We start from the raw sequence: 13,941 nt of genomic DNA, 5'->3' as shown, positions 1-13,941 counted from the left end.
GTGCCCTGAAACGACAACGGCGGGCCGAAGCCCGCCGTCGTGATCGCGAAGGACGCGAGGGTTACTGCGAGACCGGCTGCGACGACAGACGCGCTTCGGCGTCGGCGGTCAGCAGGCGGTTGACGTCCTGCACGTCGGCGCCGTCCAGCGTGCCGGCGGCCTGCTCCAGCAGCAGCCGGTTCTGCAGGAAGTTGTAGCGCGCCTGCGCGTACTCGACCTGCGCCTGGAACAGCGTGCGCTGGTTCTGCAGCACATCCAGCACGGTGCGGGTGCCGACTTCCAGGCCGACCTGCGACGCGTCCAGCGCGCTCTGTGCGGAGACGACCGCCAGGCGGCGTGCCTCCACTTCGGTCACGCCGGCCACCAGTGCCTGATAAGCATTGCTGGTATTGCGCACCAGCGCGCGGCGGGTCTGCTCCAGGCCATCGGCTGCGCGGTCGCGCTGGGCCAGCGCCTGGCGCACGCCCGACTGGGTGGCGCCACCGGAGAAGATCGGCACGGTCAGCGTGACGCCCCAGCTGTAGCCTTCGCCATCGCGCGACAGGGTGCCGGGCACGCTGTCCCAATCGGTGCCGTTCGAATAGCCGCCGCGGAAGTTCAACGTGGGGTAGTGGCCCGCACGCGCGCTCGACACGCCATGCTGCGCCGACTCCAGTACGTACTCGGACGCCTTCAGGTCGGGATTCTGCTCCAGGGCACGGTCGACCCACGCCTGCGCGTTCTGTTCCGGCGGCAGCTCCGGACGGAAATCGTCCGGCAGGCCCTTCAGGCCGCTGATCGGTTGGCCGGTGATCTCGGCCAGCGCGCGGTAGCTGTCGTCCAGCGCGTTGCGGGCCAGGATGGTGTTGGCGCGTGCGCTGTCGTACTGCGCACGGGCTTCGTGCACGTCGGTGATCGGCGCCAGGCCGACATCGAGGCGCTTCTGCGCGTAGTCGAACTGCTTCTTCGACGCGGCCTCGTTGGTTTCGGCGGCGGCCAGCGACTCGATGCCGATCAGGACGTTGAAGTACGCGGCGGAGGTCCGCGTGACCAGCAGGTTGTTCGCCGACGCCAGGTCGTAATCGGCCGCCTGACTGATGGCGCGCTGGCCGCGCAGGTTGGCGATGCGGCTCCAGTCGAAGATCGTCTGGTTGACCTGGGCGCCGTAGGTGCGGCTCTTGCCGTCGCCGGTCGGATCGCCAGGACGGCTGCTGTGGGTCAGTTCGTAGCCCGCGCTGCCGGTGATCTGCGGCAGCAGCGCCGCACGCGCCTGCACCGCGCCTTCCTTGTCGAACAGGCGGGTGGCTTCGGCGATGGACAGCTGAGGGTCGCCGGTGCGCGCCAGCTCATAGGTCTGCATCAGGTCGGTGGCGTTGGCCGCGAACGGCAGGGCCAGGGTGAGCGCGAGTACGAGGGGGCGACGGCTCATGCGGGTTCCTTTTTTATATCTTCAGAAGACGAACTGGGGCGCCGGTGCGGCGCCGACCAGATAGGGGAGGTCGGTTTCGAACAACGATTCGATGCGGCTGCCGTTGACGTCGTTGACGTGCAGCACGGCTTCCATCACCGGCGATGTGCCCTGCACGACGAACAGGCGGCCGCCCGGACGCAGCCACTGCAGGAAGCGGGCGGGCACGGTGGCCACGGCGCCGGTCACGCAGATCACATCGAAGCGGCGGTCGGTGGTCCATGCCAGCGCGTCGACGGCTTCAATGCGCACGTTGCTGCCCAGGCCGGCGGTGTCGAGGCGCGCACGTGCGGCGTCGGCGAGTTCGGGGTGGATCTCCAGGCTGACCACGTCGCGCGCCAGGTGCGCCAGGCAGGCGGTCAGGTAGCCGCTGCCGGTGCCGATCTCCAGCACGTCCTCGTCCGCCTGCGGCTTCAACGCCTGCAGGGTGCGCCCTTCGATGACCGGCTTGGCCATCGACTGGCCCTGCCCCAGCGGCAGTTCCAGGTCCGCGTAGGCCAGCGCGCGGTGCGACTCGGCCACGAAGGCTTCGCGCGGCAGCGTGGCCAGCGTCTCCAGCACGCGCGCATCGAGCACGTCCCAGGGACGTACCTGCTGCTCGACCATGTTTTCGCGGGCCTGGGTGTAGTTGATCGTCATGGGGGTGGTCATCCGACGCGGAGGGCTGGGCCGAGCATTTTAGCGGGCCGGCACCGTCCGCGCTGGGCAAGGATCGGGGTACCTGCGGCGACGGACGCAGTGCCGGAAGTCACCGCAACCTGTGTCGCCGGGGGGCGGGCTTCAGCTTCACCGCCGGCCATAGGCCCTCAGGAACATGTCCACCGTGGCATCGACATGCCGGCGGGCGTCGATCGGGCCGGGCTGGCTGCACAGGCCGCAGGTCATGCGCGCATGCACCTCGCCCTTGATCAGGGTGAAGAACTGCATGGAGGCCGTCGCCACGTCGGGGATGTCCAGCTCGCCCTTGGCCACCAGCGCCTGCAGCATCGTCGCGAACGCGTCGTGCGTGCGTTGCGGGCCGGCTTCCCAGAAGGTCCGCTTGAGTTTGTCGTCGATGTTGCCCGGGACCATCATCATGCGGTGCGTGCTGATGGCCTCCTCGCTGGTGACCAGCGCGAAGAAGGCCTGCGCGATGGCCTTGAGCTGGTCGCGCAGGCTGCCGGTCAGTTCGAGCTCGAACAGTGCGTCGGGCAGCATCTCCTCGCACTTGGCCTGCACGGCCGCGGCGAACAGCGCGTCCTTGTCGCCGAAATGGCTGTACACCGTCAGCTTGGAGACGCCCGCCTCGGCAGCGATCTGGTCCATGCTGACGCCGTTGAAACCCTCGCGCGCGAACAACTGCTTGGCGGCTTCGAGGATGGCGGCGCGCTTGCCCAGGTCCTTGGGGCGGCCGGGGCCGCTGGCGGCGGGCTTGTCGGGGGACTTGGGGCGGCGGGCAGAGGGGCGTGGGCTGACCATGACGCAATACTAGACTACTCGGTTCGATATTTATACTATACCGCCAAGTCCACTAATTAAGTCGCAACGGAGAGCGGTCATGCGCCAGACGCGCTGGAACGGAGTGTTCGGAATCGTGCTGGTCGGCCTGGCCGCGTGCAGCGCGGAGCAGCCTGCGGAAACGCCGCGGCCGGCCCTGGTGGTGCATCCCGGCGGTGGCGCCGAGGCCGCGCTGTCGGCGTATGCCGGCGAAGTCCGCGCGCGCGAGGAAAGCCCGCTGTCGTTCCGTGTCGGCGGCAATCTTGTCCGCCGCAATGTCGACGCAGGCGCCCGCGTACAGAAAGGCGAAGTGCTGGCGCTGCTCGATTCCGGCGACTTCGCCCTGCAGGCGCAGGCCGCGCAGGCGCAACTGGCCGCGGCCGAAGCCGACCTGGTCCGCGCGCGCGGCGACCGCGACCGCTACGCCAAGCTGGTCGGCGACAAGCTGATCAGCCAGTCGGCCTACGACGCGCAGGTCGCCGCCTACAAGGCGGCCGACGGCCAGGCGCGCGCGGCGCGCGCGCAGATGGACGTGATGCGCAACCAGGAAGGCTATTCGCAATTGCGTGCGCCGCGCGACGGCGTCATCGCCAGCCGCCAGGCCGAAGCGGGCCAGGTGGTCGCCGCCGGGCAGACGGTTTTCACGCTGGCCGCCGATGGTGGCCGCGAAGTCGCCATCGGTCTGCCGGAAAACCGCATCCGCGAGTTCAGCGTCGGTCAGCCGGTCGTGATCGAGTTGTGGAACGCGCCTGGCCAGCGCCTGCCCGGCACCATCCGCGAGATCGCGCCGGCCGCTGATGCGCAGATGCGCACGTACGCCGCGCGCGTCAGCCTGGTGGGCGATGCGCAGCGACAGGTCGAACTGGGCCAGAGCGCGCGCGTCTACGTGCAGGAGAACGGCACGAAGGCGGCGCTCAAGCTGCCGCTGTCGTCCATCCAGCGGGGCGAGGACGGCAAGACCACGGTGTGGGTCGTCGATCCCGCCAGCGGCAAGGTGCACGCGCAGGCGGTGCAGCTCGGTCCCTACGGCGATGCCACGGTGCCGGTGCTGGGCGGGGTGAAGGCGGGCGATTGGGTGGTCGGCGCCGGTGGCCACCTGCTGCGCGAAGGCCAGGTCGTCACGCCGGTGGACCGCGCCAACCGGCCGCTGAAGCCGGCGGCCGCGGGCGGCACCGCCGCCATCGCCACGCGCTCGGAGTAACGGCATGCGCCGCTTCAATCTTTCCGAGTGGGCGCTGACCAACCGCAGCCTGGTGCTGTTCGCGATGATCCTGCTCGGCATCATCGGTGCGTGGTCGTACAAGCACCTGGGGCAGTCCGAGGATCCGCCGTTCACCTTCAAGGCGATGGTGGTGCGCACGGTGTGGCCGGGCGCGACCGCCGAAGAAGTCTCGCAGCAGGTCACCGAGCGCGTCGAGAAGGCGCTGATGACCACCGGCAATTACGAGTTCATCCGTTCGTACTCGCGCCCGGGCGAGTCGCAGGTGATCTTCATGGCGCGTGACTCGATGAAGTCGAAGGAGATACCGGAACTCTGGTACCAGGTGCGCAAGAAGGTCGGCGACATCCGCGCCACCCTGCCCAGCGGCGTCATCGGCCCGTTCTTCAACGACGAGTTCGGCGACACCTTCGGCAACATCTATGCGCTGACCGGAGAAGGCTTCGACTATGCGGTGATGAAGGACTACGCCGACCGCATCCAGCTGGAACTGCAGCGGGTGGACGACGTCGGCAAGGTCGAGCTGGTCGGCCTGCAGGACGAGAAGATCTGGGTCGAGCTGTCCAACACCAAGCTGGCCACGCTGGGCATTCCGCTGAACGCCGTGCAGCAGGCGCTGGAGGAACAGAACGCGATGACGCCGGCCGGGTTCTTCGAAACCGGCAGCGACCGCGTGCAGCTGCGCGTCAGCGGCGAGTTCGGGTCGGTCGACGAGATCCGCGCATTCCCGATCCGCGCCGGCGGCCGCACGGTGAAGCTGGGCGACATCGCCGAGATCAAGCGCGGCTTCGCCGATCCGGCGGCGCCGCGGATGCGCTTCATGGGCCAGCCCGGCATCGGCATCGCGGTGGCGATGAAGGACGGTGGCGACATCCTGAAGCTGGGCGAGACGCTGGAAGCGGAGTTCCATCGGCTGCAGAAGACGCTGCCGCTGGGCATGGAGTTGCGCAAGGTGTCCGACCAGCCTGCGGCGGTCGATGCGTCGGTGGGCGAATTCGTCCGCGTGCTGGCCGAGGCCGTCATCATCGTACTGCTGGTCAGCTTCTTCTCGCTGGGCCTGCGCACCGGCCTGGTGGTGGCGGTGTCGATCCCGCTGGTGCTGGCGATGACGTTCGCGGTGATGCACTACTTCGGCATCGGCCTGCACAAGATCTCGCTGGGCGCGCTGGTGCTGGCGCTGGGCCTGCTGGTCGACGACGCGATCATCGCGGTGGAGATGATGGCCATCAAGATGGAGCAGGGCTTCGACCGGCTGAAGGCGGCCAGCTTCGCCTACGAGTCGACGGCGTTCCCGATGCTGACCGGCACGCTGGTGACGGCGGCCGGCTTCCTGCCGATCGCGACCGCCGCCTCCAGCACCGGCGAGTACACCCGCTCGCTCTTCCAGGTGGTGACGATCGCGCTGGTGGTGTCGTGGATCGCGGCGGTGCTGTTCATTCCGTACCTGGGCGACAAGATGCTGCCCGACCTCGGCAACCCTCAGCCGCCGAAGCCGGGATCGCCGGCCGCGCGATGGCATACGTTCCGCGCGGGACTGGCGGATCGCTGGCCCCAGTTCGCCGGCGTGCTCGCTCCCAAGCCGCACGATGCGCACGACCACAATCCGTACCACACGCCGTTCTATGCGCGCTTCCGTGCCTGGCTGGCGTTCTGCCTGCGTCACCGCTGGCTGGTGATCGGCGTGACCGCCGCCGCGTTCGTCGCGTCGATCGCGCTGTTCCGCTTCGTGCCGCAGCAGTTCTTCCCGGACTCCGTACGCCCCGAGCTGATGGTGGACCTTGAGCTGGCCGAAGGCAGTTCGCTGAAGTCCACCGACGCGCAGGCGCGCAAGCTGGAGAAGCTGCTGGCCGAGCGCGACGGCATCCTCAACTACGTGGCCTACATCGGCACCGGTTCGCCGCGCTTCTATCTGCCGCTCGACCAGCAACTGCCGCAGTCGAACTTCTCGCAGTTCGTGGTGTTGACCGACGACATCGAGGTGCGCGAATCGACCCGCCGCTGGCTGGTCGATGAAGTGGCGCCGCAGTTCCCAGAACTGCAGTTTCGCGTGACGCGGCTGGAGAACGGCCCGCCGGTCGGCTATCCGATCCAGTTCCGGGTCTCGGGCGAACACGTCGAGCGCGTGCAGGCGATCGCGCGGCAGATGGCGGAGAAGGTGCGCGCGAATCCGCACGTCACCAACGTCAACCTGGACTGGAGCGAGCCGAGCAAGATCGTGCGCCTGCAGATCGATCAGGATCGCGCGCGGGCGCTCGGCGTCAGCACCTCGCAGGTGTCGCACTTCCTGTCGGGTTCGCTGTCGGGCCTGAGCGTCAGTACGTACCGCGAAGGCAACGAACTGGTGGAGATCCTGCTGCGCGGGCCGGAAGAGGAGCGCACGCGGCTGGACCTGCTGGGCAGCCTGGCGGTGCCGACCAGCAACGGCGGCAGCGTACCGCTGTCGCAGATCGCCAACCTCGAGTACGCCTTCGAGGACGGCATCATCTGGCACCGCGACCGCTTGCCGACGGTGACCGTCCGCGCCGACCTGAACACCGATGCGGTGACCGCGCCGACCGTGGTCGCGCAGATCTCGCCGACGCTGGACGGCATTCGCGACACCCTGCCGCAGGGCTACCTGCTGGAAACCGGCGGCACGGTCGAGGACTCGGCGCGCGGGCAGAAGTCGATCGCTGCCGGCATGCCGCTGTTCCTGCTGGCGGTGACCACGCTGCTGATGCTGCAGCTGCGCAGCTTCTCGCGGATGGCGCTGGTGCTGCTGACCGCGCCGCTGGGCCTGATCGGCGTGACGCTGGCGCTGCTGGTCTTCCGCGTGCCGTTCGGCTTCGTCGCCATGCTCGGCACCATCGCGCTGGCGGGCATGATCATGCGCAACTCGGTGATCCTGGTGGACCAGATCGACCAGGATATCCAGGCCGGACACGACCGGTGGCACGCGATCATCGACGCGACGGTGCGCCGGTTCCGGCCCATCGTGCTGACCGCGCTGGCGGCGGTGCTGGCGATGATCCCGCTGTCGCGCAGCGCGTTCTTCGGTCCGATGGCCGTGGCCATCATGGGCGGCCTGACGGTCGCTACCGTGCTGACCCTGTTCTTCCTGCCCGCGCTGTATGCGGCGTGGTTCAAGGTCCGGCCAGAAGAGCCCGCCACACCGTAATCGGCCCACGGGGGGTTCAAGAACCCCCCCGTCGCAGCCGATACTGGGGAGGTCGAAGCCCTCCGGACCCCGTGCCCGCCGTGCGCCGCCTGCTCTTCAACGGCCTGTGTCTGCTGGTCCTGCTGGTCGGCGCGCCCGCCTGGGCGCTGGACCCTGCGCGCAAGGTCGACGAGTACACGATCGCGCGCTGGACGATGGAAGACGGGTTGCCGCACAACCTGGTGCACGCGCTCAGCCAGGACGCCGACGGTTATCTCTGGGCCGGTACGTGGGAAGGGGCGGCGCGCTTCGACGGCCGCCGCTTCACCGCCTACGACGCCGGCACCGTCCCTGACATCGAGATCGAAGGCGTGCGCGCCATCACCCCGCATCCGCAGGGCGGGATGGTGCTGAGCCTGGGCCGCGTCGGACCGGGCGTGCTGCGCTTCCACGAGGGTCGCTGGCAGCGTCTGCCGGGGCAGGCCGGCACCTTGCCGGACGTGTCGGTGCTGCGCTTCGCGCCCGATGGTGCGCTGTGGATCGGCACCGACCACTCACTGTTCCGCATGACGCCCGACGGCCGGCTGCAGGATATCGGCGGCACCCACAAACGCCTGGCCAACGAGCGCGTGCTGGCGATCCTGCCGCTGCCGGACGGGCGGGCGCTGGTCGGCAACCGGCACGGGCTGTTCCGGATCGACAAGGACCGGGCCACCGACTGGGGCCACGCGATGGGCCTGCCGGAGACCTCGGTCCTGGCCATCCAGCCCTCGCGCTGGGGTGGCGTCCTGGTCGGCGGTGGCGCGGGCGTGTGGCGGCTGGAGGATGCGCGTGCGCAGCAGATCACCGGCGAGCGCGCCGAGGCGATGCTGGAGGACCGCGACGGCAACCTATGGATTTCCACGCTCGACGGCCTGCGCCGCTATGCGCAGGGACGCCACGAGACGCTGGGCGAACGCAACGGCCTGATGGGGCGACTGGCGCCCACGCTGTTCGAGGACCGCGACGGCTTGCTGTGGGTGGGCACCACCAACGGCCTGTTCCGCATCGCCGACGGCCCGGTGTTCGGACTGGACCGCAGCAGCGGCCTGCGCGACATCTATGTGCGCGCGATCATCGAACGGCCCGGACAAGGCGTGTGGGTCGGCCACCCCATGGGCGTGGACATGTGGCAGGGCGGGCAGAGCCGTGCGGTTCCGCTGGCGTTCGACGGCAAGCCCGATCCATCGGTGCTGTCGATGGCCAATGGACGTGATGGCGGCCTGTGGATCGGCACCTACGACCAGGGCGTGATCCACCTGCCGGCTGCGGTCGAGGGCGCTCAGGCCAAACCATGGCGCATCGACGAGGCGGGCGGCCTGCCTTCCAACCATGTGCGCGCGCTGCTCGAGCGCGCCGACGGCTCGCTGTGGATCGGCAGCAACGAAGGCGTGAGCGTCTACCGCGACGGCCGCATCGTGCGTCACTACGGTGCGGACGACGGCCTGCCGGCGGGCAACGTGTACATGCTGTACGAGACGGCGCAGGGCGTGCTGTGGATCGGCACCAGCAACGGCATGGCGGCGGTGCGCCGAGATGGCACGCTGCGGGCATGGAAACCGATGTCCGGGTTTCCGGCGGTCGCCGCCTTCGACTTCCTCGCCGATCCCGACGGCAGCCTGTGGATCGCGTCAGACCGTGGCCTGCTGCACTGGCGCGAAGGCGTCTTCACCCAGTTCGACCATCGCCAGGGCCTGCCCAACAACCGCTTGTTCCGCTTGCTCGAAGACGACAACGGCGACTTCTGGGTCTCCAGCAACCGCGGCGTGTTCCGCATCTCGCGGCCTGCATTGACGGCGGTGGAAAACCACCATCTGGCGCGCCTGCCGGTGGAGGCCTTCACCCATGCAGACGGCCTGCCCAGCAGCCAGGCCAACGGCGCGTCCGCACCGGCGGGCTGGCTGATGCGCGACGGCAAGCTGTGGTTCGCCACCGCGAGCGGGATCGGCGTGATCGATCCCGACGATGCGCGCCGCCAGCGCACGCAGGGCGTGACGCTGGTGATCGAGGCGGTCGAAGCCGACGGGCGCAGCTTGCCGCTGCAGGCGACCTACCCGCTGGCCGCCGATACGCGCCGCGTCGTCATCCGCTTCACCGGCCTGAACCAGCGCGCACCGGAACGACTGCGCTACCGCTACCGCATGGTCGGGTTCGACCGCGGCTGGATCGAGACCGACAACGGCATCGCCCACGACGCGGTCTACACCAATCTCCCCGCCGGCAAACTCCGCTTCGAAGTGCAGGTGATGAACGCACCGGCGGACTGGAGCAAGACGGACGGCCTCGTCACCCGCAGCGTGGACCTGGACAAGGCCGCGCCGTGGTGGATGCGTGCCTGGGCGATGGTGGGTTATGTGGTGCTGCTTGCATTGCTGGGCTGGGGCGTGCTGCTGCTGGCGATGCGCCGCCATCGCCAGCGCCAGCGCCGCCTGCAGGCGCTGGTCGATGTGCGGACGTCGGAACTCAGCGACAAGAATGCCCAGCTCGAGCAGGCGGGCGAGGCGAATGCGCGCCTGCTGGAGCAGCTCGCCTACCAGGCGCGGCACGATCCGCTGACACGGCTGGCCAACCGGCGCGCCGGCGATGCCTTCCTCGCCGAGGCGCTCGACGTCAGCCGTCGCGAGGGCCGTCCGCTCAGCGTGGCATTGCTGGACATCGATCATTTCAAGGCGGTGAACGACCGCTACGGCCATGCCTTCGGCGACGACGTGCTGTCGCAGGTCGCTGCGTTGGCGGAACAGCTGGCCGGCGGCCATGACGACGTGCTGATCGCGCGCTGGGGCGGCGAAGAATTCCTGGTCTGCCAGCAACTGCCCTGGTCCACCGCGCGCGCGCGCCTGGAACTGCTGCGCGACGGCATCGCGCAGGCGAGCATCGACACGCCGGACGGCGGCACGCTGCACTGCACGGTCAGCATCGGCGTGGCGGAACTGGAAGCCGGCCAGGACCTGCGCGACCTGCTGCGTGTCGCGGACGAGCGCCTGTACAGGGCCAAGCAGCAGGGACGCAATCGCCTCGTAGCCGGCTGAGCCGGCCACGCCGGGACGTCGCGATCAGCGAGCCGCGAAGCGCAGGCCGCCGGTTTCGCCTTCGCCCACGGTTTCCGGATCGGTCGTCAGCGCGTTCTCGAAGCCGCCGCCGCTGCCGCTGTAGAGCAGGTAGACCGGCTTCTCGTTGCGCAGCAGGTCGACGCAGTTCCGGAAATCGTCCAGGTGGTAGTTCAACTGCGGCTGCGTGCCGTTAAGGCCATCGGCGGGCAGGGCCGCGCCGTTGGCATGGAACACCAACTGGCCGATGTAGGCGCCGCCGGCCATCAGGCCGATGCGGCGACGGAAGGTGTTGGCGGAATAGATGACGTGGTACTTCTCGATCTGCGTCGTGGGCATCGTGCCGGTCCTGTACGTGCATCCCCTGCCATAGGGACAACGCAGGGGATGCCGCGATCAGGTCAGGCGCATGTCAGTCGCGCAGTTCCGCCACGTAGCAGTGCGCCTGCATCTGTTCGAGCACGGCCTGCGTCGCGACCTGCGTGGACACACCACGGCCAGCGGTCGCCAGGTCGTTGGTGAACACCTGCGCGTTCAGCGCGCCGTCGACCGCGCGTTCGATGCAGTCGGCCTCTTCGTGCAGGCCCAGCGAATGGCGCAGCAGCAGCGCACAGCTGAGGATGGTGGCGTATGGATTGGCGACGCCCTTGCCGGCGATGTCCGGCGCCGAACCGTGGATCGGTTCGTACAGGCCGACCTTGCCGTCGCCCAGCGACGCCGACGGCAGCAGGCCGAGCGAGCCGGCCAGCATCGAGGCCTCGTCGGTGAGGATGTCGCCGAACATGTTCTCGGTGACGATGACGTCGTACTCGCGCGGCTTAGCCAGCAGGTGCATCGCCATCGAATCGACCAGCTGGTGCTCCAGCACGACGTCGGGGAATTCCTCTCGGCCGATGCGCGTGGCCACGTCGCGCCACAGGCGCGAGGTTTCCAGCACGTTGGCCTTGTCCACCGACACCAGCTGGCTGCGCCGCTGGCGCGCCAGCCTGAACGCGCTGCGTACGACGCGCTCGATCTCGGTGACGCTGTAGCTGCACAGGTCGCTGGCGCCGCGCGCATCGCGCGTCTTCTCGCCGAAGTAGATGCCGCCGGTCAGCTCGCGCACCACCACGATGTCCACGCCGGTCAGCAGGTGCGGCTTGATCGGCGATGCGTTCAAGGCGGCCGGATGCGGGCGCACCGGGCGCAGGTTGGCGAACAGGCCCAGGCCCTTGCGCAGCGCCAGCAGGCCCTGCTCGGGCCGCACCTTCGCGTTCGGGTCCGACCACTTCGGGCCGCCCACGGCGCCGAGCAGGACGGCGTTCGCCTGCTGGCAGCCCTGCAGCGTCGCCTGCGGCAGCGGTTCGCCGTGCCGGTCGATGGCGATGCCGCCGATGTCGTACTCGTGGAAGTCGAAGCTGTGACCGTGGCGGCGCGCCAAGGCGCGCAGCACGGTGACGGCGGCGGCGGTGACTTCGGGGCCGATGCCGTCCCCGGGCAGTACGGCGATATCAGAGTGCATGGCGGGTGGCCTCGTAGCGTTCGATGTCGGTGTGGCGGGCCAGCAGGTAGCCCAGTTCGTCGACGCCCTGCAGCAGGCAGGTCTGCGCGAAAGCGTCCAGCGGGAAGGAATGCGTGGCGCCATCGGGCGTGCGCAGCACCTTGGCGGCGACGTCGACGACCAGTTCATCGTCCGGTCGCTGCATCAGCGCCTGCACCGTGGCCTCCGGCAGCACGACGGGCACCAGCCCGTTCTTCAGGCTGTTGTTGCGGAAGATGTCGGCGATCTCGCTGCTGACGATGGCGCGCAGGCCCAGGTCGGTCAGCGCCCACGGCGCGTGCTCACGCGAGGAGCCGCAGCCGAAGTTGCGTCCTGCCAGCAGGATCCTGCGGCCCGCGTTTTCCGGCTGGTTGAACGGGAACGCCGGGTTCGGCGAGCCGTCGGCCTGCCAGCGCCAGTCGTTGAAGGCGTGCTTGCCCAGGCCGGCGCGCTCGGTCGTCGACAGGAAACGCGCGGGGATGATCTGGTCGGTGTCGATGTTGGTCTGCGCCAGCACCACGCTCTGTGAGCGCACCTCGGTGAAGCCGGCCATCACGCCACCGCCTTGCGGGCGTCGAACAGGTCACGCGGGTCGCTGACGCGGCCGTTCACCGCCGCCCACGCCGCCGTCAGTGGTGACGCCAGCAGCGTGCGTGCGCCGGGGCCTTGGCGGCCTTCGAAATTGCGGTTGCTGGTGCTGACGGCCAGCTGGCCCGGTGCGACCAGGTCGCCGTTCATCGCGATGCACATCGAGCAGCCGGGTTCGCGCCACTCCGCGCCCGCGTCGCGCACGACCGCATCGATGCCCTCGGCTTCGGCCTCGCGCTTGACGATCTCGGAGCCCGGTACCACCAGCATGCGCACGCCGGCGGCGACCTTGCGTCCGCGCAGCACCTGCGCGACCTCGCGCATGTCGCGCAGGCGGCCGTTGGTGCAGGAGCCGACGAACACCACGTCGACCGGCGTGCCTTCCAGCGCGTGGCCGGCGCTCAGGTGCATATAGTCCAGGCCCTTCTGGTCGGCGGCATCCGCAGGCGCGGGAATCGGAGCGTCCACCGCGATCGCCGTGCCGGGATGCGTGCCCCAGGTCAGGGTCGGGCGGATGTCGGCGGCATCGATGCGCACCTCGGCATCGAACGTGGCGCCGTCGTCGCTGCGCAGCGTCGTCCAGTACGCCACGGCGCTGTCGAAGGCGTCGCCCTTCGGTCCGCGCGGCGTCTTGGCCACCCAGTCGAACGTGGTCCGGTCGGGCGCGACCATGCCGGCACGCGCGCCGGCTTCGATCGACATGTTGCACAGGGTCATGCGCTGTTCCATGTCCAGCGCTTCGATGGCGCTGCCACGGAATTCGATGACATGGCCGGTGCCGCCGTTCACGCCGATCACGCCGATCACGTGCAGCACGATGTCCTTCGCGCCCACGCCAGGCGCCAGCGCACCGTCGACGGTGATCGCCATCGTCTTCGGCTTGCGCTGCAGCAGGCATTGCGTCGCCAGCACATGGCCGACCTCGCTGGTGCCGATGCCGAACGCCAGTGAACCGAAGGCGCCGTGCGTGCTGGTGTGGCTGTCGCCGCAGACGATGGTCATGCCGGGCAGGGTGAAGCCCTGCTCCGGCGCGATGACGTGGACGATGCCGCGGTTCGGCGAGGCCATGTCGAACAGTTCGATGCCGTACTCGGCGCAGTTGCGCGCCAGCGTCTCCACCTGGGTCTCTGCGGCCTGCGTGTAGTACGGCAGCTTGCCGTCCGGCCCGGCGGGCAGTGTCGGCGTGGAGTGGTCCATCGTGGCCTTGGTGCGGTCCGGCCGGCGCGGCGACAGTCCGCGCGACGTCAGCTCGGTGAATGCCTGCGGCGACGTGACCTCGTGGATCAGGTGCAGGTCGATATACAGCACGGCAGGTGCCGCGTCGGTCTCGGGGACGACGACGTGGGCATCCCACAGTTTGTCGAACAGGGTGCGGGGTGGAGTCATGCGGGGTTTCCGGTGATGCGTTGGAAAAGGAGAGAACTGAGGGGGAAGGAGTGAGGAGTGAGCGAAGGCAGCGTGCTTATTCGC

General features: G+C 69.1%; 10 protein-coding genes. 3 read left to right on the top strand and 7 right to left on the bottom strand.

Translation table 11 applies throughout. The annotated features are described in order from the left end of the window. Positions 1-61 precede the first annotated feature (61 nt). The 3 genes from AC04MD_RS12030 to AC04MD_RS12020 all read right to left on the bottom strand — a co-directional run bounded on the left by AC04MD_RS12030 (position 62) and on the right by AC04MD_RS12020 (position 2,905). Positions 62-1,408 carry a TolC family outer membrane protein gene (locus AC04MD_RS12030; protein ID WP_475497496.1) on the bottom strand — a complete coding sequence of 449 codons (1,347 nt, stop codon included), beginning with the start codon at positions 1,406-1,408 and terminating at the stop codon, positions 62-64. 21 nt (positions 1,409-1,429) lie between these two features. Further along, a complete protein-coding gene (locus AC04MD_RS12025; RefSeq protein ID WP_475497495.1) occupies positions 1,430-2,086 on the bottom strand; it encodes a protein-L-isoaspartate O-methyltransferase family protein in 657 nt (218 codons plus the stop codon). A 147-nt stretch (positions 2,087-2,233) separates the two neighbouring features. Then, the gene (locus AC04MD_RS12020) at positions 2,234-2,905 is read right to left on the bottom strand and encodes a TetR/AcrR family transcriptional regulator (RefSeq protein WP_475497494.1); all 672 of its coding nucleotides are present in this window, start codon (positions 2,903-2,905) and stop codon (positions 2,234-2,236) included. 79 nt (positions 2,906-2,984) lie between these two features. Here AC04MD_RS12020 and AC04MD_RS12015 point away from each other — a divergent pair, with 79 nt between their 5' ends. From AC04MD_RS12015 to AC04MD_RS12005, 3 genes are all read left to right on the top strand, one after another. After that, positions 2,985-4,124, top strand: a complete 1,140-nt coding sequence (locus AC04MD_RS12015; protein ID WP_475497493.1) for an efflux RND transporter periplasmic adaptor subunit — start codon at positions 2,985-2,987, stop codon at positions 4,122-4,124. Between the two features lie 4 nt (positions 4,125-4,128). Next, a complete protein-coding gene (locus AC04MD_RS12010; protein WP_475497492.1) occupies positions 4,129-7,299 on the top strand; it encodes an efflux RND transporter permease subunit in 3,171 nt (1,056 codons plus the stop codon). A gap of 80 nt (positions 7,300-7,379) precedes the next feature. Then, positions 7,380-10,346: a two-component regulator propeller domain-containing protein gene (locus AC04MD_RS12005; RefSeq protein WP_475497491.1), complete on the top strand. Its 2,967-nt coding sequence runs from the start codon at positions 7,380-7,382 to the stop codon at positions 10,344-10,346. Positions 10,347-10,370: 24 nt separating this feature from the next. Here the strand turns inward: AC04MD_RS12005 and AC04MD_RS12000 are convergent, their stop codons facing one another. From AC04MD_RS12000 to leuC, 4 genes are all read right to left on the bottom strand, one after another. Beyond that, the gene (locus AC04MD_RS12000; RefSeq protein WP_475497490.1) at positions 10,371-10,703 is read right to left on the bottom strand and encodes a hypothetical protein; all 333 of its coding nucleotides are present in this window, start codon (positions 10,701-10,703) and stop codon (positions 10,371-10,373) included. Positions 10,704-10,776: 73 nt separating this feature from the next. Continuing rightward, positions 10,777-11,865 (bottom strand): 3-isopropylmalate dehydrogenase, encoded by a 1,089-nt coding sequence (leuB, locus tag AC04MD_RS11995; protein ID WP_475497489.1) that lies wholly within the window; start codon positions 11,863-11,865, stop codon positions 10,777-10,779. Next, positions 11,855-12,436 carry a 3-isopropylmalate dehydratase small subunit gene (gene leuD / locus AC04MD_RS11990; protein WP_475497488.1) on the bottom strand — a complete coding sequence of 194 codons (582 nt, stop codon included), beginning with the start codon at positions 12,434-12,436 and terminating at the stop codon, positions 11,855-11,857. The genes leuB and leuD overlap by 11 nt, the downstream gene beginning before the upstream one ends. Next, positions 12,436-13,857: a 3-isopropylmalate dehydratase large subunit gene (leuC, locus tag AC04MD_RS11985; RefSeq protein WP_475497487.1), complete on the bottom strand. Its 1,422-nt coding sequence runs from the start codon at positions 13,855-13,857 to the stop codon at positions 12,436-12,438. The genes leuD and leuC overlap by 1 nt, the downstream gene beginning before the upstream one ends. Positions 13,858-13,941: the final 84 nt, after the last annotated feature.

The organism is Pseudoxanthomonas sp. LjRoot206 (assembly GCF_056175725.1).
Note: the sequence above shows the minus strand (reverse complement) of the source record. Positions and strands in the feature narration are given on the sequence as shown.